Here is a 20,667-nt window from a genome sequence, read left to right on the forward strand (position 1 = left end):
TTGGACGGGTTACCACCTGACTATATCCATTATAAAGGACTTTTTCTTTGCAACATAGAAAATTAGTGAAGATTTCGCGTATTTTTAATATTTTGTTTTAATAAATGCAACGCTAGTGATATTTTGACTCTAGCGTTGTTTTAAATATACATGCTTTTTATCCCTGTTTCTAACGGGTGGCAAAATTCGCTTATTTAAGATCCATGTACATTAGGATTAGTTTAAGAACAAAAGCCGGAAGTACTCGGTTAGCGGCGTACAAACAGGAGATCTTCTGACGAGATAGAGGAAATATGCCTCTGCAACAGGGGTATGCCGACGCCTGAGCGACAAGTCCGCTTTTAGTCGGTCTTCCTTCAGATTCATGCCAGTGTTAACTTTATCGTAGGTAGAGATCGAAGTATGTTAGTAACTGACCGCTTAAGCCTTACGAAGATATTTTTCAAAAAGGTTATCCACCATGTAGAACGGATATAATTTATAAACAACGAGGAAAGTATACCGCTTAAGTTCACAATTATTGGGTTTTCAAGGTAGAATAGTTCCCTTAAATTTGTTAAAGAAAACTATTTTCTAATTTCTGGCATGTTGCATTTAGATTTTTTAACTCGTTATTTGTGAAAGTGGAAGAAAAAAAGCTCTTATTAAATTTTTAGGATATATTTTCATACGTTAAAATTAACTTAACACGTGGAGAATACGACGTTGTAAAAATTTTAAGGTTTTAAGTATAAGTGCAACTAGGCCATTGCCTGCGCTTCGCTGGTCGGTAGCCAAGTTTTATATATCATACCATAATTATTACTTATTATTACAGTATAATTATAAAATAAGCGTAGTATGATATTTCTTCTTAGAAGAGGTTGTTAGCACTGTTGTATTGAACAAAGTAAAGGGAGAAAAAATACAACCTAAATGTCCAATTGGGGCTATTTATATTTTACTGGGAATAGAGGTATGGAAATACATATTAATTATTTTGTGAAAGAGGTAGAAGAGTTATGATTAAAGGGATTGGAATTGATATAATAGAATTGTATCGGATTAAACAAAATCTTGAGAGAAATCGCCGATTTATTGAGCGTATTTTAACACCAAAGGAAAGAGAAATTTATGCTTCGTTAAAAACTGATAAAAGAAAGGTAGAGTTTGTTGCGGGGAGATTTGCAGCAAAGGAGGCTTTTTCTAAGGCAGCCGGTACTGGAATTGGAAAGTTAAGTTTTCAGGATATGGAAGTACAAATATTAGAAAGTGGCGCACCTTATCTATATGTAAAAGGATTTGAACAAACTAATTTATTTTTATCAATCAGCCATACAAAAGAACATGCTGTTGCTCAAGTTATTATCGAAGAGCGTTAAAAAAACGACTAAAAAATGACTGATTATGGTTCTAAAACAAGATCTGTAAATGCATAATCACTTAGGTTGTCTCATATTATTTTAGTGCGGGTAGGAGGGAACAGATTTGTATATTGTCACCGCGAAAGAAATGTACGATATCGATCATTTCGCAATGCATACGATCGGTTTAGATGGGAAGCTGTTGATGGAAAATGCCGGACGAGCAGTTGCTGAAAAAGTAACTCGTAAAATCTCCAAGGAAGATAAAATATGTGTGCTGGTAGGAGCAGGGAATAATGGAGGAGATGGATTTGTTATCGCACGTACGTTGCTTGATGACGCGTATGATGTAAACGTGTTACAAATAGTTCCAGATGAAAAAATAACTGGTGATGCCCATTACCATAAGCAAGTTTATGAAAACTGTGGAGGTACTTTATTAAGATTTGCCAAAGAAGATGTACGTGCGATTAAAGAAGCTAATGTGTTAATTGATGCAATGATCGGAATTGGTGTAGATGGTGGTTTGCGCGAGCCCTTTGCATCTTTGGTTCCGTTTATCAATAAGCAAAAACAAAAGCTTATCATCTCTGTTGATATTCCATCCGGACTCCCAGCGAATGAAGGTGTGGAAGCTTATACTGCTATTAAAGCGGATCACACGGTTATTATCGGTGCACCAAAGCTAAGTGTTTTTCTTAATGACACGTTTTCTTATTATGGATCCTGGGAGGTTGTCTCCATTGGTTTGCCTACATTAGCCTTCAGGCAGCATACAACTAAATCTGTTTGGAATTTAAAAGATGTGAAAAGAAGTCTTCCAAAAAGAGAGCCGAATGATCATAAAGGCAAGCATGGAAAAGGTATAATCATTGGTGGATGTATAGGAATGCCCGGTGCACTGTCCATGTCGATACGAGCTGCATTAAAAGCTGGTGCTGGTTTAATTACCGGAGCTACTTCGGAAAAGGTGATCCAAGCCATAGCTGCAAATTGTGTAGAAGCAACGTATACAGTTTTATCTGAGAAAAATGGGTTTCTTGATAATCAAGCGAATCTTATTTTGGCCGGTTATCATGCTGTAGCTATTGGGATGGGAATTGGCAGAGAAACTTGGACAGGAGAGCTTGTTCAAAATGTAATCGATAATGCTAACTGTCCTGTTATTATTGATGCAGACGGTTTATATCACTTATCACAAGCTTTAAGCAAGTTAAAAGAACGGGATCAACCTACTGTTATTACACCGCATCCAGGAGAAATGGCCGTGCTGTTAGGTGTATCCATTCAAGAACTGTTACAAAAGCCGTTTCGATACGCAAGCGAATTTGCAAAAGAATACCGTACTTATGTGGTGTTAAAAGGACAGTATACCATTATAAGTTCTCCTGATGGGAAACAAGCGGTAAACCAAACAGGTAATCCAGGGCTTTCCAAAGGCGGAAGCGGCGATGTGTTAACGGGCATTATTCTAGCTATGATCATGCAAAAACAAAATCTGTTTCAAGCTTTATGTAATGCATGTTTTATACACGGCCTGTCTGCAAATTTATTAGTTATCCAACAGCATTCTGAACATGATCTATTGGCAAGCGATGTGATCAATGGAATATCGGCTGCATATCGTATGATTTCTGACGAGGTATAAGGTGATAAGGTTCCCTTTGTTTTAACTGAGACAAGGGAGATATGTCCATGAAGAAGAAAATCGGTGGTTTGATTATTTTAATGAGCTTCGTATTGTTATTGTCAGCATGTGGAGAAAAATCGCAAGAAGATGTTATAGCAGATTTAAAAGAAAACATGGAAAAAATGGACGGATACAAAGCAAAAGCTGAAATGAACATGAATACGGGCCAGGAACAGCAAACATTCCAGATTGACATCTGGCATAAGAAAAAAGACATGTATCGAGTTGGCTTGTCGAGTAAAGATGATGACAAGGGTAATCAAATAATTTTAAAAAATAAAGATGGTGTGTTTGTCTTAACCCCTGCATTAAACAAAAGCTTTAAGTTTCAAGCGGAATGGCCACAAAATAGCAGTCAACCGTATCTCTATCAATCATTAATCAATGATATCAAAAAGGATAAGGAAGCCAAATTTGAAGTAACAGATGCACACTATGTTTTTAAAACGAAAACAAACTATCAAAGTAACAACAATTTACCTTATCAGGAAATTTACCTTGATAAGAAATCATTAAAGCCAGTGCAAGTAAAAGTTTTAGATAAAGATAAAAAAGCTTTGGTGGATGTAACTTTTTCTACTTTTGATCAAAAAGCAAAATTTGCAGACGATGATTTTTCTATGAAAAAAAATATGGGAAGTGAAAAAGCAAAAGAAACTATTGCAACAGCTGGTGAACAAGACCCGCTCACGGTTTACTATCCATCTTACATGGCAGGAGCTAAACTAACAGAAAAGAAAGAGACGTCTACGGATCAGGGAGATCGAGTCATCTTAACGTTTGAAGGTGATAAGAGCTTTACTTTAATTGAAGAACAAGCAAATCCACAAACAATGATGAACTCTCCAAATGAAGTAAAGGGGGAAATTGTTAACCTGGGATTTGCGGTGGGAGCCATGACTGAAAATTCCGTGGAATGGACTCATAATGGTGTCGATTTTATGCTGGCCAGTGAAGATTTGACAAAAGAAGAACTGATTGAAGTAGCTAAATCTGTTACAAATAAAGAAGTGAAATAAATGTTAGGTTAGATGAGGCTGGGACATAAGCAAATACTAAATAGCAAAAACCGAACAATTCATTTATAATTGTTCGGTTTGTTTGTGTTAAAAAAATTCCTATCATCGCTACGTCAAACTATTTCACTTTCCGCGGGCACGGCCTCAGCTTCCTCGGAAAGCAAAGATCGCTTTCCTGCGGGATCTTCAGCTCGAGCTATTCCTGCAGGAGTCTACATATTTTGACTACGCCAAAAACTTGCGTATACACAAGGACGATTTATTGTTCGTTTTTTAATCAGCTGTTTTAGTTTTGTCCCAGCCTCTTTTACATAATAAAAATTTAGTGTAACTGCAAATAGAAAAGTACGGTTATACTTTCCGTCTTTTAAGTAAAAGCTCATAAGGGTAGTCTATTTTTTCATTTTGCAAGATGTAGTACAATCTGTATAAAGGGAGAAATAGTTCTAAATGATAAATAACGGATTTAAATGCTGATGAGTTAAGCTTCATGGTTTAGAGAAACATGTATATTTAAACACGCATGGTTATTATTGTAAATAAGAGCTTAAATACAATTTATTCAGCATGATTAGAAGTAAAATAAAAGATGGTACCAGTACCATTTAGGCTAAGTTTATACCCACGATTAAGATCGCGGAGACTTCTATGGGAGATAATGGCACTTAAAGCATTAAAAAATAAAATAACAAGGAGTTAGAAAATTGGATTTACATAGAAATACATGGATAGAAATAGATCTGGATGCAATTGCATATAATATAAAACAAATAAAGAAAAAGCTGTCAAATGAAACAAAAGTAATGGCAGTAGTAAAAGCCGATGGATATGGTCATGGCAGTATACAAGTTGCGAAGAAGGCTTTGGAAGCCGGAGCGGATTATTTAGCAGTGGCACTGTTGGAAGAAGCCATTAAATTGCGGAAAGCGTCTATTACTGCTCCTATTTTAGTACTTGGATGGGTTCCGCCAGAATCTGTTGTAGAAGCTTGTAATAATGAAATAACGCTTACTTTTTTTCAAAAAGACTGGTTGGAAAAGGTGAGTACGTATTCGCTTCCTAAGCCGCTTTATCTTCATTTGAAAGTTGATACGGGTATGGGGAGGATAGGGATAAGAACAGAAAAAGAACTAGCTCTTATTTTAGAAGCATTAAAAAATAATCGAAGCATATATTTAACAGGAGTATTCACACATTTTGCTACAGCCGATGAATTAGACATAACCTATTTTAATAAACAGCAATCACGCTTTCTCCATTTCCTTTCTAAATTAAAGGAGCGCTGGCAAGGAAAACTTGATGTCCATATTGGTAATAGCGCTAGTGCAATACGTTTTCCTGCTGAAATGTACGACTATATTCGCTTTGGTATAGCAATGTATGGCTTGTATCCATCTAAAGCAGTAAAAGAAAAGGGGGAGATAGAGTTAAAGCAAGCCTTCTCTTTACACAGTAAACTTGTTCATGTTAAACAAATCCAGCCAGGTGATTGTATTAGCTATGGATGCACATATAAAGCAAGACAACAAGAATGGATAGGTACGGTTCCAATTGGTTATGGAGATGGATGGCTGCGCAGAATGCAAGGCTTTTCTGTTTTAGTAAATGGAAAAAGAATGCCGATAATAGGTAGAATTTGTATGGATCAAACAATGGTGAGGTTGGATAAAGCGTATCCTGTCGGTACAAAGATAACGTTCATTGGTCGTCAAAATGAGGCATTTATTTCCATGGATGAAGTGTCTGAATATGCTGAAACGATTAATTATGAAATCCCTTGTGTAATAAATAACCGTGTTCCGAGAATCTACAAAGGTCTTTAAAGAGCTTGTCTGTAATAAGGTATTCTACACTATATACCACGTCGTTTAAAAAACAAACGACAAAACAAATGATTTTTCGGAAAAAATTCCTACAACCCTTTGCAAATGGGCGAATTCAATGATATTATTAAAATTGAATTTTACAAAGTTCGTTCAACAGTTGGCGGAGGTGTATGGTTTTGTCAGAAAGCTTACAAGAAGTTTTAGTTAAAATACCGAAAAACCTGTTAAATGAGGTGGATGGTCTGGTGAAATATGAGAACAGTGATTTGAGTGATTTCATTTGTCAGGCAACAAGAAACTATCTTCAGCAAAAACGAGATGAGCATTTTCGACGATTTCGTGAAACCATGGAAAAGGGTTATGCAGAAATGGGCCGCATTAATTTGACAATTGCTTCAGAAGCTTTCCAAGCTGAAGAGGAGGCAAAAAACACCTTGGAACGTTCTGTGATCGGGGTGTAACCATTTGATCGTGCAAAGAGGCGAAGTATATTTCGCTGACCTTTCCCCTGTTGTCGGGTCAGAACAGGGAGGCGTCCGCCCGGTATTGATCCTGCAAAATGATATCGGGAATCGTTTCAGTCCTACCGTTATTGTTGCTGCTATTACAGCACAAATTCAAAAAGCCAAGCTCCCAACACATGTGGAGATTGATGCAAAACGATATGGGTTTGATCGTGATTCCGTTATTTTGCTAGAGCAGATTAGAACACTTGATAAACAAAGGCTAACAGATAGAATAACAAAATTGGATAAAGAAATGATGTCTAAGATCAACCAGGCATTGGAAATCAGTTTGGGACTGAAGGATATGTATGGTCAATAATACCCTTGTGTTATCCGCAAGGGTATTTTTTTTGTTGAAAATTCTGCATGTGAGGTGCCATAAACCTCTAAATATTATACAGATTGTCAAAAAGAATAAAAGAGAGGCGAAACGGCGCCTGAAAGATTGATTAGTTCGTATCGAAAAGAGGAATTGAAGAGGTATCGCGGTTTAGCTTTGTTTCCACTTCAAGGAGAAAAGCACTGCATTAAAATATAGTTTCACTTTATCCGTTTTTTGTTTCTATGTTACAATTATTGTTGATAACTTTAGAAAAATGTACAATTTTAGGGCTTTTGAACATCTCTATAACATGACTTAGAATAAAAATTATATTTTAATCAGGTGGGGGTAAGGGAATGGACAAGAAGTTTAAAAAGATTGCAATCGATAATAGTGATGTTATTGTACAAATGTGGCTGGAAGAAATAAATTCATTAAAAAGTGATAATTATACAGCTAATATTTCTGAAGAATTATTTGATAGTACCAATAGGGAATTTGTGAATGTGATATTTACAAGCATAAAAAATGCTGGTTCTTCAAAAGCAGTTGAGAACTTTTCTGAAAAAATTATTAATCTTGGATGGCCATTAAGTTATATTACCGACGGCTTACAAGTGTTTCGTAGAGTTACAATTGATTATATTTTAAGTCAAACAGAACAAATCGATTCTACATTTATTTCCAATGTATTAGAAAGTGTAGATAATTGGGTTGAACCTCTAATTCGGCAGCTCGTTAATGAATATTCAGGAAGTTGGGAGAACACGGTGTCGTTACAAAGGGTAGCCCTTCAAGAGTTATCAGCTCCGTTAATTCCTGTGATGGACGGGATTACGATCATGCCTTTAATTGGAACGATCGATACGGAACGGGCAAAATTAATTATGGAAAACCTGCTTGATGGCGCGATAAAACATAATTCGGAAGTTGTTTTAATGGATATAACGGGTGTTCCAGTTGTTGATACAATGGTTGCTCATCACATTATTCAAGCTGCAGAAGCAGTACGCTTAATCGGCGCAACATGTATCCTTGTAGGAATCCGTCCGGAAATTGCTCAAACCATTGTTAATTTAGGAATTGATTTAAGTAAATTCCCAACGAAAAGTTCTTTAAAGAAAGGCTTTGAAAGAGCTCTTGAAATAACAAATCGTCAAGTTGTCGATATTGAAAGTAAAGAGGATAGTATTGAGCAATTAATTCAATCCTTGAAGGGGGAGTGATGATGATGCGAATACCCATATTAAAGCTTCATAATTATTTATTGATCTCCATCCAGACCGAGATTGATGATCAAACAGCTATCCAATTTCAAGAGGATTTATTAGATAAGATTCATAAGAACGGCTCAACTGGAGTGGTTATTGATTTAACTTCGGTTGATATTATTGATTCATTTATTGCCAAAGTGCTTGGTGATGTGGTTACAATGTCAGATTTAATGGGGGCGAAGGTAGTTTTAACAGGTATTCAGCCTGCAGTTGCTGTAACTTTATTAGATTTAGGAATTCATTTAAAAAATGTGTCAACTGCATTAAATTTAGAGCAAGGCCTTATTAAACTCTACCAGGAATTGGGGGAATAGTGGATGCAACCTCAATCTTGTGTGAATATAAAAAAAGAATGGGATATAGTAGGTGCAAGGCAGTTAGGTAGAGATATTGCGAAGAAATTAGGTTTTAGAACCGTCGACCAAGCACGTATTGCAACAACGATATCGGAGCTGGCAAGAAATATTTATCTATATGCAGATCATGGTCAAATATGTTTTGAAGTGATCAATACAGTCGAGCATAAAGGAATCTGCATTATTGCCGTTGATGTAGGTCCCGGGATGGAGGATATCGGACAAGCGTTAGAAGATGGCTATTCAACCTCCGGAGGTTTGGGAGCTGGATTGCCAGGTGTAAAAAGGTTAATGGATGAATTTGACATCCAAACAGAGGTCGGTAAAGGAACGCGAGTGAAAGTAATTAAATGGTTAAGGTAGTTGTTCTTATTTAAAATGGTAAAAAAGAGAGTATGCGGTGAAGGCTTTTCTCTATGGGGTCTTAGATATCTAGTCTGACAGCTGTCTTTTATTTGGAAGTTGATTCATTAATTGATGGATGAGGTACAGTAGAGCGTTCTGTAACCATTCAATTGTTTTGGCTACCATGGATAGTGAGGGGGAAAACAATGGAGAGTGTACTGAAATTAGATGTAGAAACTTATAAATCATTAATGAAGCGTTATATTGAAACAAGAGATGAGCGCTCCCTTTATGAAATTGAACAGGCTAGTAAATCTTTTATAAAGAATAATATTTTACCAGATGAAATTGTTAATATGCACATTCAAGCCCTCGGAGATTTATATCCTAATTTAAGTGAGGATATTAAATATTCAATGAATTTTCTGTTAGAGGCAATGATTGCATATGGAATTGCTCATCGAGAGTATCAACAGCTCCGGGAAAAACAGTCAGAGTTAAAATCAGAAATATCGGTAGCGGCTAGTATGCAGGAAACGCTTTTAGAAACCAAAAAGCCAGATATTCAGGGTTTGGATATAGGTGTTATTAGTATGCCTGCTCATCAAATGAATGGAGACTATCATCATTTTGTTAAAGGTAGAGATGGATCATTAGGAATTGCTATAGCTGATGTTATAGGGAAAGGGATTCCCGCTGCGCTTTGCATGTCAATGATTAAGTATGCCATGGACAGTTACCCTGAAGATGCGATGACACCAAAAGCAATTCTTGCTAATATGAATCGAGTTGTTGAAAGAAATGTTGATCCCAGCATGTTTATTACAATGTTTTATGCACAGTACCTTCCCTTTGAACATACACTCCGTTATGCCTCAGCAGGTCACGAACCCGGTTTTTATTACCATGCAAAGCAAGACACCTTTACAGAACTAAAAACAAAAGGTCTTGTTTTAGGTGTAACTCCAGATGCAACTTATCCACAATATGAACTTAAAATTGAACAAGGGGATATGGTTATTCTATTAACAGATGGAGTTACAGAGTGCAGAGATGGTGAACGATTTATTGAACGTCAAGAAGTGTTAGATGTGATTAGAAAATATATTCATCTACCAGCACAACAGATGGTTAATCAAGTTTTTAAATATTTTGAGCGCTTACAGGACTTTGAACTACGAGATGATTTTACTTTACTAATTATAAGAAGGGACGTTTAGCAGATTGTTTTAATGGGTAAATGTAAGCAGGATCTAAACAACAATCCAAAAAATATGGGTTATGTACATATTCCACATGTTCGGCGCTGTAAACCGCTCGTTTTAAATAGAGTAGTTAAAAGAAAAAACGGCGCCTAATCCAATTGTTTCGGGAAAAAGGAAGCAGCAATATATGTGCATGAACAATAAGTGCTTTTCTTTTTCAAGGACAGAGAAGCTTTGGTAGCATTACATCGCGATTTTTTAGAAGGATGTCGATCTCAAATGCGTTGCAACAGAACAGAGTATAATTCGATAGCAATACACCGCAATTTTTGGAAGGGCGCCCGAGTTTTTTGTACTATAGGAAAGTATAAAACTTTATGGTTTATAGTATAAGAAAAAGACTACAGCTTTCGCCATAAAGACTTGGCGACAAGCAAAGTTTTTCTAATATTTTGTAGTCAAGAATCGTCTACGAAATCAAGTTTCACATATATAGGAGGAGAAATATGAATCTAACTATTAAAATCACAGATGAACCAACTAAGTCTATTGTCCACTTATCTGGAGAAATAGATGCATATACTGCCCCAAATTTAAAAGAAACGTTAATTCCCCTTACGCAACAAAAAAGCAGGATAGTGGAGGTTGACTTAGAAAAAGTAAGTTATATGGATAGTACAGGTTTAGGTATTTTTATTAGTGCACTTAAATCAACGAAGGAGCATGATAGCAAGTTAATATTAGTAAATATACAAGAACGTGTACTGCGCTTGTTTAAAATTACAGGGTTAGATGAGATTATGAATGTAAATGCTGCGATTCGGGGTGGAAGTGAATAATGGAGAAATTTGATTTTATTGAATTGAAGGTTCCGGCAAAGGCGGAGTATATTGGTGTTGTGAGGTTAAGTATTTCCGGAATAGCCAATCGCATGGGCTTTTCTTATGAAGATATTGAAGATTTAAAAGTAGCCATTTCTGAAGCAATTACGAATACCGTTAATCATGCTTATCATGATGGTGAGGGTGAAGTTACGATCGGTTTTGGTGTCTACAATGACCGCTTAGAAATCATGGTGGCAGATCGTGGTGGCAGTTTCAGTCTTAATGAAATAAAGGATAATATTGGCCCATATAATGAAACAGAATCAATTGAAGATTTACGAGAAGGAGGGTTTGGTCTGTTCTTAATTAATGCATTAATGGATAAAGTTCAAATCAATAATAGTTATGGTGTCATTGTACTAATGACGAAGTATATAGATGAAACTGAGGTGGGCTTTGATGACGACCAAATCTCAACCACACAATAACGGAAGGGATGAGGTTTACCAATTAATTGAATCATTGCAAAAGGAGCCCACGAACGAGCAATTAAAAGAGCAATTTGTCCTTATATATAAGGATCTTGTCGAATCAATAGCTCGTAAGTATTCAAAAAATAGTGCTATTCATGAAGATCTTGTCCAAGTGGGAATGATCGGACTATTAGCTGCAGTACGCCGATTTGATTCAACATTTGGTAAATCTTTTGAATCTTTTGCAATACCTACGATCATTGGAGAAATAAAACGCTTTATCCGTGATAAAACATGGAGTGTACATGTACCAAGGCGAATAAAGGAATTAGGACCAAAAATAAAAAAAGCAGTAGATACATTATCGGCGCAAAACCAAAAATCACCATCCATTAAAGAATTAGCAGACTATCTAGAAGTGTCAGAGGAAGAGATATTAGAAACAATGGAGATGGGAAAAAGCTACAAAGCACTTTCGGTTGATCGAAAAATTGAAGCAGATTCAGATGGGAGTACCGTTGCTATTCTGGATTTAGTAGGAAATGAAGAGCATGGGTACGATCATGTCGATCAAAAGATACTGCTAGAAAAAGTCTTTCCAATTTTATCTGAAAGAGAACAACAAATTTTACATTATACTTATTTTGAAAATAAGAGTCAAAAAGAAACTGGAGAACTGTTAGGGATTTCACAGATGCATGTTTCAAGACTTCAACGCCGCTCGTTACGGAAGCTAAGAGAAGCTATTCAGATGGAAAGCACAGAGGTCTTTGATTCGTGATGAAACATGTAGATGTGTCTGTCTTCCAACAAGCAAAGGCCGGTAACTATCATTGTGGGGACAGTTATTTTTATAAAGAAACAGAGCGTGAATTTGTTTGTGCCATTGCGGATGGATTAGGAAGTGGTGAGTTTGCCAAGGAGTCCTCACAAATTGTTATTGACATCATTAAAGAAAATATGAATACTAATATTGAAACGATTATAAAAAAATGCAATGAACAATTACATGGAAAACGTGGTGTTGTTGTTGGTATTCTCAAAATAGATTTCCAAACAGCAATGTATTCCTTTTCTTCCATAGGCAACATAGGTATTTTAATCATTGCAGAAAATCAAAAGAAAAAGCGTAATATTCCCAATGCCGGTTATTTAGCTGGATATCATTGTTCGTTTAAAGTTATTCGAGAAAAGCTACAGCCAAACATGATGTTTTTAATGTTTTCTGATGGTGTAACTGATAAAGATTTGTCACAAAAGTATTTAACGACCAAAAATGCTCAGGAGATTACGTATATATTCAAGCACGTAAACGATTCTCCTAGATATGATGATACTACTTTAATTGCTATGCATTATAAAAGAGCTGACTAAGACTGCCAGCTCTTATTTTTTGTCTGGGAAACTAAATTCTTTTCTGCATTGTTGATAGCTTTTTTGAAAAGTAGCATCGTCTGGCTTAAGCGATTGTATCTGCTGGCAAACTTTGATCTCCTTCGCATGATAAGTCAACATCGGCTTATGTTTTGCGAACTTTTTAAAAGAAACAGATCCTAAAGCTTCGATTTGTTTGAGTTGACAGGACTAGGGAGACTGCTTGAATAGGCATCGCACGCAGAAAAAGTGTACTTCTTTTTCAAGGACATGGAAAGCTACGACAGCAACACACCGCACGCAGAAAAAGTGTACTTCTTTTTCAAGGACATGGAAAGCTACGACAGCAACACACCGCACGCAGAAAAAGTGTACTTCTTTTTCAAGGACATGAAGGACTACGAAGCGATACATCACGTTTTTTCAAGGACAGAGTAAGCTACAACAGTGACACATCACATTTTTTTAAGGACAGAGTAGCTATGGCAGCAATACATCGAAATTTTTCAAAGACGTTACGACTTTAGTCTTTGTTCTAATATAGGAAAGTATAAAACTTTAGGCTTTATAGTATAAGAAAAACTACAGCTTTCGCCATAAAGACTTGGCGACAAGCCAAGTTTTTCTAACCATTTTATGTTTGGATGAAATATGATGCTGCTTGTAAAAGTTTGGGATAAGAGCTACATTTTTTTATTTATCCCGCATGTAAGGTTCCGTAAGCCTCCCCCTTTAAGAGCCTAAGTTGGTACAAAAGGGTCAAGTGGAAGCAAACGGCACCTAAATGCCCGATTGGTTCATCTAACATTTCTTGGGAAAAGCATTCCAAGAAATGAAGTTTCACTTTATATCGATCCCTTTTAAGATTTATAAAAAATACGAAGAAGTCTAAGTAGGAGATAACGACATTAGGAAAGTTCTGCTATTTTTGATAAAATAGACAACGTAGTAAAGGAGGAGAACTTGTGACAAATGAAATAAATCAAGATTTAACTTTTTGGGTAGCGAATGAGACAAAAGTAAAAGTACCTATTGTAAATAAAGTGATTGCATTATTAGAAGATGGAAATACCGTGCCTTTCATTGCACGTTACCGTAAGGAAGTAACAGGTGGTCTGGATGAAGTACAAATTAAATTAGTTCAAGATAAATGGAATTATGTCGTAAACTTATCTGAAAGAAAGCAAGAGGTTTTACGAAGTATTGAAGAACAAGGAAAGTTGACAGATGAGCTAAGACAGGAAATTCTACAAGCTATGCAACTGCAACGGGTAGAGGATCTTTATCGTCCTTACAAGCAAAAACGCCGAACAAGAGCAACAATTGCCAAAGAGAAAGGATTAGAGCCATTAGCAGAGCTGGTTTGGCAACAGGAGATTACCAAGCTTGATGAGGAAGCGGCCAAATATATTTCAGAGGAACATGAACTACATACTGTCGAAGATGTGTTAGCGGGGGTAAATGACATTATTGCAGAATGGATATCAGAAGAACCTGCATACCGAGAATACATGAGAGATGAAACGGTCAAGCGAGGATTCATTGAATCGGAAGCAAAAGATGTTGAAAAAGATGAAAAGCAAGTATATGAAATGTACTATGAGTTTCATGAATCTATTCGTTCCCTTGTTTCTCATCGAATTCTAGCACTTAACCGTGGAGAAAAGGAAGGAGTTTTAAAAGTCTCCATTCATCCATCAACAGAAAGGATTATTGAATTTTTAAACGAGCGAATCATTAAACAGTCTGTAAGCAGTGAAGTCAAAGAACTGCTGCAACATGCAATTGATGATAGCTATAAGCGTTTAATACAGCCTTCTATTGAAAGAGAGATTCGCAGCAGTCTAACAGAAAAAGCAGAACAACAGGCGATCGATGTGTTTTCTAAAAACTTAAAAAGCTTATTATTACAACCACCTTTAAAAGGTAAAACCGTACTTGGCGTTGACCCCGCTTTTCGTACCGGATGTAAGCTAGCAGTGGTTGATGAAACAGGAAAAGTCCATCATGTCAGTGTGATGTATCCTACTGCACCGAAAAATGATATAGCGGGGGCTGAGAAAATTGTTTTGGAGCTTATCAAAAAATATCATATTGAATTAATTGCAATTGGTAACGGCACAGCTTCAAGAGAGACGGAGCAGTTTATCTCAGATGTAATTAATAACAATGAGTTAGCTATTCCATATATTATTGTAAATGAAGCAGGAGCTAGTGTATACTCGGCATCAAAGCTTGCTAGAGAAGAATTTCCCGATCTACAGGTTGAAGAGAGAAGTGCTGTATCCATAGCACGACGTGTTCAAGATCCATTAGCTGAATTGGTAAAAATTGATCCAAAATCTATTGGAGTAGGCCAATATCAACATGATGTTAGTCAAAAATCATTAAATAAATCACTCTCTTTTGTTGTAGAAACAGCTGTAAACCAAGTAGGAGTAAATGTGAATACCGCTTCTTCATCGCTATTACAATACGTATCCGGACTTAGTAAAACAGTTGCTAATAACATTGTTAAGCGTCGTGAAGAAGAAGGGAAATTTACGAATCGTAAGCAATTGAAAAAGATTCCCCGTTTGGGGGCAAAAACATATGAGCAAGGAATTGGTTTTTTGCGTATTATGGATGGAGATAATCCTCTCGATCGTACACCAATTCACCCTGAAAGCTATGCCAATACCGAAAAGTTACTTTATATTTTAGGTTGTGAAGTAGCAGATATCGGTTCAGATAAGCTGCAAGAAGCAATTCGGATGATTGATAAAAAAGAAATTGTGAACCAGCTCGAAATTGGCGAACCCACGCTTAATGATATTCTAGAAGCATTAATGAAACCAGAGCGTGATCCTCGTGATGATTTCCCACAACCGATTTTAAAGAAAAATGTATTATCTCTTGAAGACATAAAACCTGGTATGGAACTGGAAGGAACAGTAAGAAATGTTGTCGATTTTGGGGTTTTCGTTGATGTTGGTGTAAAACAAGATGGTCTTGTTCATATCTCAAAGATGTCGCATAAGTTTGTAAAGCATCCAATGGATATGGTATCCGTCGGAGATGTAATCACAGTTTGGGTAGAGAGCATTGATGCAGATAAGGGTAGAATAGGTTTATCCATGATTAAAGAATAAAAGTTTTTTGTCTACCTGCCTATGCAGAATGTTATGTTTAGAGAGTGAAAAAAGTTAGGTAACGTAGTTAGATAGCTAGAAAGTTAAAATTTATGATAAACGGAGAAACGATATAGCAAGAATATATGTACTGTCTTGTCTAATAGGAAAAACAAGCATGGTTTTTAGCCATGCCTGTTTTTTTAAAGCTAACGATGTTTCTGCTTTTACGATTATGTGAAACTAAACAGAAACGATGTTAACTTTGTATAGTTACTGATATGTTATTTTACACTTTCAGGAACTTGAAGACCTAGCCCTTGTGCAATTCGCTCGCCCCATTCAGGATCAGCTTTATAGAAGTGACTGATTTGACGGAGCTTAATTTCATCTTTGGTTACCGGCTTCATATGGTCGACAAATGCTTTAATTAATCTATCTTTTTCATCGGAGGACATTAAGCGATATAAGTCACCGGCTTGAGTGTAATGATCATCACTGTCATAAGGAACACTATCTGCTTCGCCATAAACTTCAAATGGTTTTATTTTTGTGGAGGGGTCTTCAACAGGGCCATTAAAGCTGTTTGGTTCATAGTTTGGCTTACCTCCACCATTTCCATTAACAGCCATAAATCCATCACGTTGATAATTATTTACTTCTACTTTTGGTTTATTTACAGGGATTTGGTGATGGTTTACTCCGAGACGATAGCGATGTGCATCAGAATATGCAAATAGACGCCCCTGAAGCATTTTGTCCGGTGATGCTTCAATGCCTGGAACGAATTGGCCAGGTGAGAACGCAGCTTGCTCTACTTCCGCAAAGTAATTCTCCGGGTTTTTATTCAATATCATTCGACCAACTTCAATGCGCGGGTAGTCTTTCTTAGACCAAACCTTTGTTACATCAAATGGATCCCATTTATATGTTTTTGCATCTTCATAAGGCATAATTTGTACATATAGCTTCCAAGCTGGATAATCGCCATTTTTAATTGCATTATATAAATCTTCTATGTGATAATCGGGATTTTCCCCGGCAATATTCTCAGCAAGCTCTGCAGCTAAGCCTTTTACTCCTTGCTCACTGATGAAGTGATACTTAATCCAGAATGCTTCTCCCTCTTGATTAACCCATTTAAATGTATGACTTCCATATCCATTCATATGGCGGAAAGTAGCGGGAATACCGCGGTCCCCATGAAGATAGGTTATTTGATGGAGTGATTCCGGTGATAGTGACCAGAAATCCCATACCATATCTTTGTCCTTCAAATGGGTTTGTGGATTACGTTTTTGAGTATGAATAAAGTCAGGGAATTTAATAGCATCACGAATAAAGAATATTGGTGTATTATTTCCAACTAGATCATAGTTACCTTCGTTTGTATAGAATTTGATGGCGAAACCACGTGGGTCTCGTACGGTGTCAGCAGAACCTAACTCTCCGGCAACGGTTGAAAAACGAGCAAATACTTCTGTACGCTTTCCGGTTTCACTAAGAAAATCAGCTTTCGTATAGTTAGAAATTTCATCATTAGTTACTTCAAAGTACCCATAAGCACCTGCTCCTTTTGCATGAACAATTCGTTCAGGAATACGTTCTCTATTAAAGTGAGCTAACTTTTCTAACAAATGGAAATCTTGAAGTAGTGTTGGTCCATGATGACCAGCAGTGATTGAATTTTGGTTATCGCTAACCGGAGATCCAGCAGCTGTTGTTAATCTATTATTAGGCAAAATAATTCCTCCTTCTAACATATAGTCGAACTTTAACTATATTATAATATAAACTATATAAAAATCAATACTTATTTAAAATCATTTTAAATAAATAAGTATAATAGTTAGGAGTATTGATTAAAAAACTGTTTATGTGCAAGAGAATGTAATCTTTTATATGATAATATTGTGGTATGGAAGAGGTGAATTTTTTCAAATGTATCAACCAACTGATAAAGAAGTATATGATTTAGTGAATGCTTTATCAATCCGTTATTTTCATAAACCTTTTTTACATCAAGTGAAATTCAATCATCGACTGCGAACAACGGGAGGAAGATATATCCCGGCAAAAAAGACGATTGAATTAAATCCAAAGTATTTAGAAATAGAAGATGAATTTATTGGTATTATTAAACATGAGCTTTGTCATTACCATTTGCATATTGAAGGAAAAGGTTACAAACATGGAGACCAGGATTTCAAGAGGCTTCTACGTGAAACAAATTCACCAAGATACTGTAAACCCCTTCCTTTACAACAAAAATGTAAATATGTTTATAAATGTAAAGCTTGCGATCAGGAATTCAGGCGGATAAGAAGGGTGAATACGAATAAATACAGATGTGGCAGATGTAAAGGAAAAATAGTATTACAACAAAGCTATTGAGTTAGTATTATATGTAGAAACAAATAAAAATGTTAACTTAGGAGTGTTTTAACACATTTTTAATACTATAGGAAAGTATAAAATTTTAGGGTTTATAGTATAAGAAAAACTACAGCTTTCGCTAAGGACTTGGCGATAAGCCAAGTTTTTCTAATGGTTTACGATGAAAATGTGAGCTCTAAAGGTGGCTAATAGACCCTGAGACCGGCTAATACCGCAACATCCTTGAAAAATCCCGATGCATCGCTGTCACTATTTTTTTATTTGTTGCAACTCCGACACTATCATATCTTATCTGCTGAAGTTCAATTCGGCGTAGTTTCAAGTAGTGCAGTAAAAAATCACTTGAGGTATACGAGCTATAAGAAACAAGAATTAAAGAAAACTCAGTTAGCAGCAAATGATAACCTAGTTGCAGCATTTATACTTTGGACATTAAAACTTTACGCTCAAACGTATGATGATATTCAGTACGACATTTTTACCGAGCTTTTTGAACACCTCTAGTAAGTTAGACAATCATTTTTATCCCGCATGTAACTTGCAGTAAGACCTCCACTTCTGTGCTTCAAGGAAAAAACTAAGAAGTTAGATGGGAGGATCTAACTGTAAGTAAATGCCCGATTCGTTCAGCTAATATTTCTTGGGAAAGGCATTCTAAGAAATATAAGTTTCACTTTATCAGAGCTTTGATATTAGCTAAGTTGTCTTTAAAATTTTAAATATAAAAAAATAGTCGTAACCCATTGACGAATTATGTCATTCATGGTACATTAAATTAGCTGTCAATTATAACAGATTTTATTACATAAAGTTTTAAACAAAATCACATAAAGTGTTGACAATTCTTCTGAGATAGTGTATTATATCCTTCGTTGCAATTCTTTATTTGTATTTATTCCACAGTAGCTCAGTGGTAGAGCAATCGGCTGTTAACCGATCGGTCGTAGGTTCGAATCCTACCTGTGGAGCCATACAAGGAGAAGTACTCAAGTGGCTGAAGAGGCGCCCCTGCTAAGGGTGTAGGCCGTTGATAACGGCGCGAGGGTTCAAATCCCTCCTTCTCCGCCATTAAAAATTTGGCCCGTTGGTCAAGTGGTTAAGACACCGCCCTTTCACGGCGGTAACACGGGTTCGAATCCCGTACGGGTCATCTGGTTTTTACTTATAATAAAATAGATTAGGTCCGGTAGTTCAGTTGGTTAGAATGCCTGCCTGTCACGCAGGAGGTCGCGGGTTCGAGTCCCGTCCGGACCGCCAGTGTTGGGCTATAGCCAAGCGGTAAGGCATCGGGTTTTGATCCCGTGTATCCTAGGTTCGAATCCTAGTAGCCCAGCCATTTTTGTTTAGTTTATAACTTCACAATATTTTATTAGTTCGGTAGAGCAACGAGCTAAACATCTGCCGAATACGCTACGAGTAACCCCGTTGCACCAAGCATCTATGAAAAAAGCAAGAAGAAGCAGGGGTCTACTTAAAAGCAGAGTTATTTTTACAATCATTTATCTATTATGAGCCATTAGCTCAGTCGGTAGAGCATCTGACTTTTAATCAGAGGGTCGGAGGTTCGAATCCTCCATGGCTCACCATTACAAATAAGGACTTGCGGGTGTGGCGGAATTGGCAGACGCGCTAGACTTAGGATCTAGTGTCTTCGGACGTGGGGGTTCAACTCCCTCCACCCGCATTTGGAATTTTGAATCTATACCATCCTTTGTTTTTTTATAAATGAATTTAGGCGGTCGTGGCGGAATGGCAGACGCGCTAGGTTGAGGGCCTAGTGGGTGTATAACCCGTGGAGGTTCAAGTCCTCTCGACCGCATTTAATGGTCTCCAATCTATTTGATGGATTAGAATTAGCGCCCGTAGCTCAATTGGATAGAGCGTTTGACTACGGATCAAAAGGTTAGGGGTTCGACTCCTCTCGGGCGCGCCATGATTCGGGAAGTAGCTCAGCTTGGTAGAGCACATGGTTTGGGACCATGGGGTCGCAGGTTCGAATCCTGTCTTCCCGACCATTTAGTTGTTTTATTTCCTTATTATATATTCGCGGGTGTAGTTTAATGGTAAAACCTCAGCCTTCCAAGCTGATGACGAGGGTTCGATTCCCTTCACCCGCTCCAAAACAATTTCTTGTGGGCCTGTAGCTCAGCTGGTTAGAGCGCACGCCTGATAAGCGTGAGGTCGGTGGTTCAAGTCCACTCAGGCCCATTTGCAAAACAAGCAAAAAACATTTGACAAAACAAATAGTATATGTTAGTCTAATAAAGTCGCTGTTTTAAGATGAGCGATTTTAAAATCAAAAAAGTGTTGACAGCTACTTCTTAAAATGTTATATTATAAAAGTTGCTGTTCGCAAAAGGAACAACAATATTTGCTCTTTGAAAACTGAACAAAACAACCAGTATGTCAAGAAAAGCAGTCTCTGTTTTTCTAAGAAATAACTCAAGAGAGATCTTGAGAGAAGCTAAGAAATAATGAAGAACGTTGTTTTTCATTACAAACTTTTTTGGAGAGTTTGATCTTGGCTCAGGACGAACGCTGGCGGCGTGCCTAATACATGCAAGTCGAGCGCGGGAAGCAAGCAGATCCCCTTCGGGGGTGAC

General features: G+C 36.9%; 18 protein-coding genes, 12 tRNA genes and 1 rRNA gene. 30 read left to right on the top strand and 1 reads right to left on the bottom strand.

What is annotated here, in order from left to right:
* The first annotated feature begins 1,001 nt into the window (after positions 1 to 1,001).
* From acpS to KQI21_RS06185, 16 genes are all read left to right on the top strand, one after another.
* Positions 1,002 to 1,361 (top strand): holo-ACP synthase, encoded by a 360-nt coding sequence (acpS, locus tag KQI21_RS06110; protein WP_216483251.1) that lies wholly within the window; start codon positions 1,002 to 1,004, stop codon positions 1,359 to 1,361.
* 106 nt (positions 1,362 to 1,467) lie between these two features.
* Positions 1,468 to 2,991 carry an NAD(P)H-hydrate dehydratase gene (locus KQI21_RS06115; protein WP_216483252.1) on the top strand — a complete coding sequence of 508 codons (1,524 nt, stop codon included), beginning with the start codon at positions 1,468 to 1,470 and terminating at the stop codon, positions 2,989 to 2,991.
* 47 nt (positions 2,992 to 3,038) lie between these two features.
* Positions 3,039 to 4,052: a LolA family protein gene (locus KQI21_RS06120; protein ID WP_216483253.1), complete on the top strand. Its 1,014-nt coding sequence runs from the start codon at positions 3,039 to 3,041 to the stop codon at positions 4,050 to 4,052.
* Positions 4,053 to 4,756: 704 nt separating this feature from the next.
* Positions 4,757 to 5,875 carry an alanine racemase gene (alr, locus tag KQI21_RS06125; protein WP_216483254.1) on the top strand — a complete coding sequence of 373 codons (1,119 nt, stop codon included), beginning with the start codon at positions 4,757 to 4,759 and terminating at the stop codon, positions 5,873 to 5,875.
* A gap of 179 nt (positions 5,876 to 6,054) precedes the next feature.
* Positions 6,055 to 6,339 (top strand): CopG family ribbon-helix-helix protein, encoded by a 285-nt coding sequence (locus tag KQI21_RS06130; protein ID WP_077318368.1) that lies wholly within the window; start codon positions 6,055 to 6,057, stop codon positions 6,337 to 6,339.
* 4 nt (positions 6,340 to 6,343) lie between these two features.
* Positions 6,344 to 6,703 carry a type II toxin-antitoxin system PemK/MazF family toxin gene (locus KQI21_RS06135; protein ID WP_077318367.1) on the top strand — a complete coding sequence of 120 codons (360 nt, stop codon included), beginning with the start codon at positions 6,344 to 6,346 and terminating at the stop codon, positions 6,701 to 6,703.
* A 359-nt stretch (positions 6,704 to 7,062) separates the two neighbouring features.
* Positions 7,063 to 7,932, top strand: coding sequence for an RsbT co-antagonist protein RsbRA (gene rsbRA, locus KQI21_RS06140; RefSeq protein ID WP_216483255.1), 870 nt, complete (start codon positions 7,063 to 7,065; stop codon positions 7,930 to 7,932).
* Positions 7,933 to 7,937: 5 nt separating this feature from the next.
* On the top strand, positions 7,938 to 8,294 hold the full coding sequence (locus KQI21_RS06145) for an STAS domain-containing protein (RefSeq protein WP_077318365.1): 357 nt from the start codon (positions 7,938 to 7,940) through the stop codon (positions 8,292 to 8,294).
* Between the two features lie 3 nt (positions 8,295 to 8,297).
* Complete coding sequence (locus KQI21_RS06150) at positions 8,298 to 8,699, top strand: anti-sigma regulatory factor (protein ID WP_216483257.1); 402 nt, start codon at positions 8,298 to 8,300, stop codon at positions 8,697 to 8,699.
* Between the two features lie 188 nt (positions 8,700 to 8,887).
* Positions 8,888 to 9,901, top strand: a complete 1,014-nt coding sequence (locus KQI21_RS06155) for a PP2C family protein-serine/threonine phosphatase (RefSeq protein ID WP_216483258.1) — start codon at positions 8,888 to 8,890, stop codon at positions 9,899 to 9,901.
* Positions 9,902 to 10,392: 491 nt separating this feature from the next.
* Positions 10,393 to 10,725, top strand: coding sequence for an STAS domain-containing protein (locus tag KQI21_RS06160; RefSeq protein WP_216483259.1), 333 nt, complete (start codon positions 10,393 to 10,395; stop codon positions 10,723 to 10,725).
* Positions 10,725 to 11,198, top strand: a complete 474-nt coding sequence (gene rsbW / locus KQI21_RS06165; RefSeq protein ID WP_216483260.1) for an anti-sigma B factor RsbW — start codon at positions 10,725 to 10,727, stop codon at positions 11,196 to 11,198. Before KQI21_RS06160 ends, rsbW begins: the two co-directional genes overlap by 1 nt.
* On the top strand, positions 11,170 to 11,964 hold the full coding sequence (gene sigB / locus KQI21_RS06170) for an RNA polymerase sigma factor SigB (RefSeq protein WP_216483262.1): 795 nt from the start codon (positions 11,170 to 11,172) through the stop codon (positions 11,962 to 11,964). Before rsbW ends, sigB begins: the two co-directional genes overlap by 29 nt.
* Positions 11,964 to 12,557: a SpoIIE family protein phosphatase gene (locus tag KQI21_RS06175; RefSeq protein WP_216483271.1), complete on the top strand. Its 594-nt coding sequence runs from the start codon at positions 11,964 to 11,966 to the stop codon at positions 12,555 to 12,557. Before sigB ends, KQI21_RS06175 begins: the two co-directional genes overlap by 1 nt.
* A 249-nt stretch (positions 12,558 to 12,806) precedes the next feature.
* On the top strand, positions 12,807 to 12,995 hold the full coding sequence (locus KQI21_RS06180) for a hypothetical protein (protein ID WP_216483264.1): 189 nt from the start codon (positions 12,807 to 12,809) through the stop codon (positions 12,993 to 12,995).
* 527 nt (positions 12,996 to 13,522) lie between these two features.
* Positions 13,523 to 15,688 carry a Tex family protein gene (locus KQI21_RS06185; RefSeq protein WP_216483265.1) on the top strand — a complete coding sequence of 722 codons (2,166 nt, stop codon included), beginning with the start codon at positions 13,523 to 13,525 and terminating at the stop codon, positions 15,686 to 15,688.
* A 263-nt stretch (positions 15,689 to 15,951) separates the two neighbouring features.
* Here the strand turns inward: KQI21_RS06185 and KQI21_RS06190 are convergent, their stop codons facing one another.
* A complete protein-coding gene (locus KQI21_RS06190; RefSeq protein WP_301281735.1) occupies positions 15,952 to 17,409 on the bottom strand; it encodes a catalase in 1,458 nt (485 codons plus the stop codon).
* A 199-nt stretch (positions 17,410 to 17,608) separates the two neighbouring features.
* Here KQI21_RS06190 and KQI21_RS06195 point away from each other — a divergent pair, with 199 nt between their 5' ends.
* The 14 genes from KQI21_RS06195 to KQI21_RS06260 all read left to right on the top strand — a co-directional run.
* On the top strand, positions 17,609 to 18,061 hold the full coding sequence (locus KQI21_RS06195; RefSeq protein WP_216483269.1) for a SprT family protein: 453 nt from the start codon (positions 17,609 to 17,611) through the stop codon (positions 18,059 to 18,061).
* An 899-nt stretch (positions 18,062 to 18,960) separates the two neighbouring features.
* Positions 18,961 to 19,035: transfer RNA gene (locus KQI21_RS06200), tRNA-Asn, on the top strand.
* Between the two features lie 5 nt (positions 19,036 to 19,040).
* Positions 19,041 to 19,132 (top strand) — tRNA-Ser (locus tag KQI21_RS06205).
* Positions 19,133 to 19,142: 10 nt separating this feature from the next.
* Positions 19,143 to 19,214, top strand: a tRNA-Glu gene (locus tag KQI21_RS06210).
* 30 nt (positions 19,215 to 19,244) lie between these two features.
* Positions 19,245 to 19,321 (top strand) — tRNA-Asp (locus KQI21_RS06215).
* A gap of 4 nt (positions 19,322 to 19,325) precedes the next feature.
* A tRNA-Gln gene (locus tag KQI21_RS06220) sits at positions 19,326 to 19,400 on the top strand.
* Between the two features lie 174 nt (positions 19,401 to 19,574).
* Positions 19,575 to 19,650 (top strand) — tRNA-Lys (locus tag KQI21_RS06225).
* A gap of 16 nt (positions 19,651 to 19,666) precedes the next feature.
* Positions 19,667 to 19,748: transfer RNA gene (locus KQI21_RS06230), tRNA-Leu, on the top strand.
* A 51-nt stretch (positions 19,749 to 19,799) separates the two neighbouring features.
* A tRNA-Leu gene (locus tag KQI21_RS06235) sits at positions 19,800 to 19,883 on the top strand.
* A 37-nt stretch (positions 19,884 to 19,920) separates the two neighbouring features.
* Positions 19,921 to 19,997 (top strand) — tRNA-Arg (locus KQI21_RS06240).
* Between the two features lie 5 nt (positions 19,998 to 20,002).
* A tRNA-Pro gene (locus KQI21_RS06245) sits at positions 20,003 to 20,079 on the top strand.
* Between the two features lie 31 nt (positions 20,080 to 20,110).
* Positions 20,111 to 20,184, top strand: a tRNA-Gly gene (locus KQI21_RS06250).
* A gap of 14 nt (positions 20,185 to 20,198) precedes the next feature.
* Positions 20,199 to 20,272 (top strand) — tRNA-Ile (locus KQI21_RS06255).
* A 295-nt stretch (positions 20,273 to 20,567) separates the two neighbouring features.
* Positions 20,568 to 20,667: ribosomal RNA gene (locus tag KQI21_RS06260) — 16S ribosomal RNA — on the top strand; the annotation flags it as partial.

The organism is Virgibacillus proomii, assembly GCF_018916875.1.
Classification (GTDB): Bacteria; Bacillota; Bacilli; order Bacillales; family Amphibacillaceae; genus Virgibacillus; species Virgibacillus proomii_B.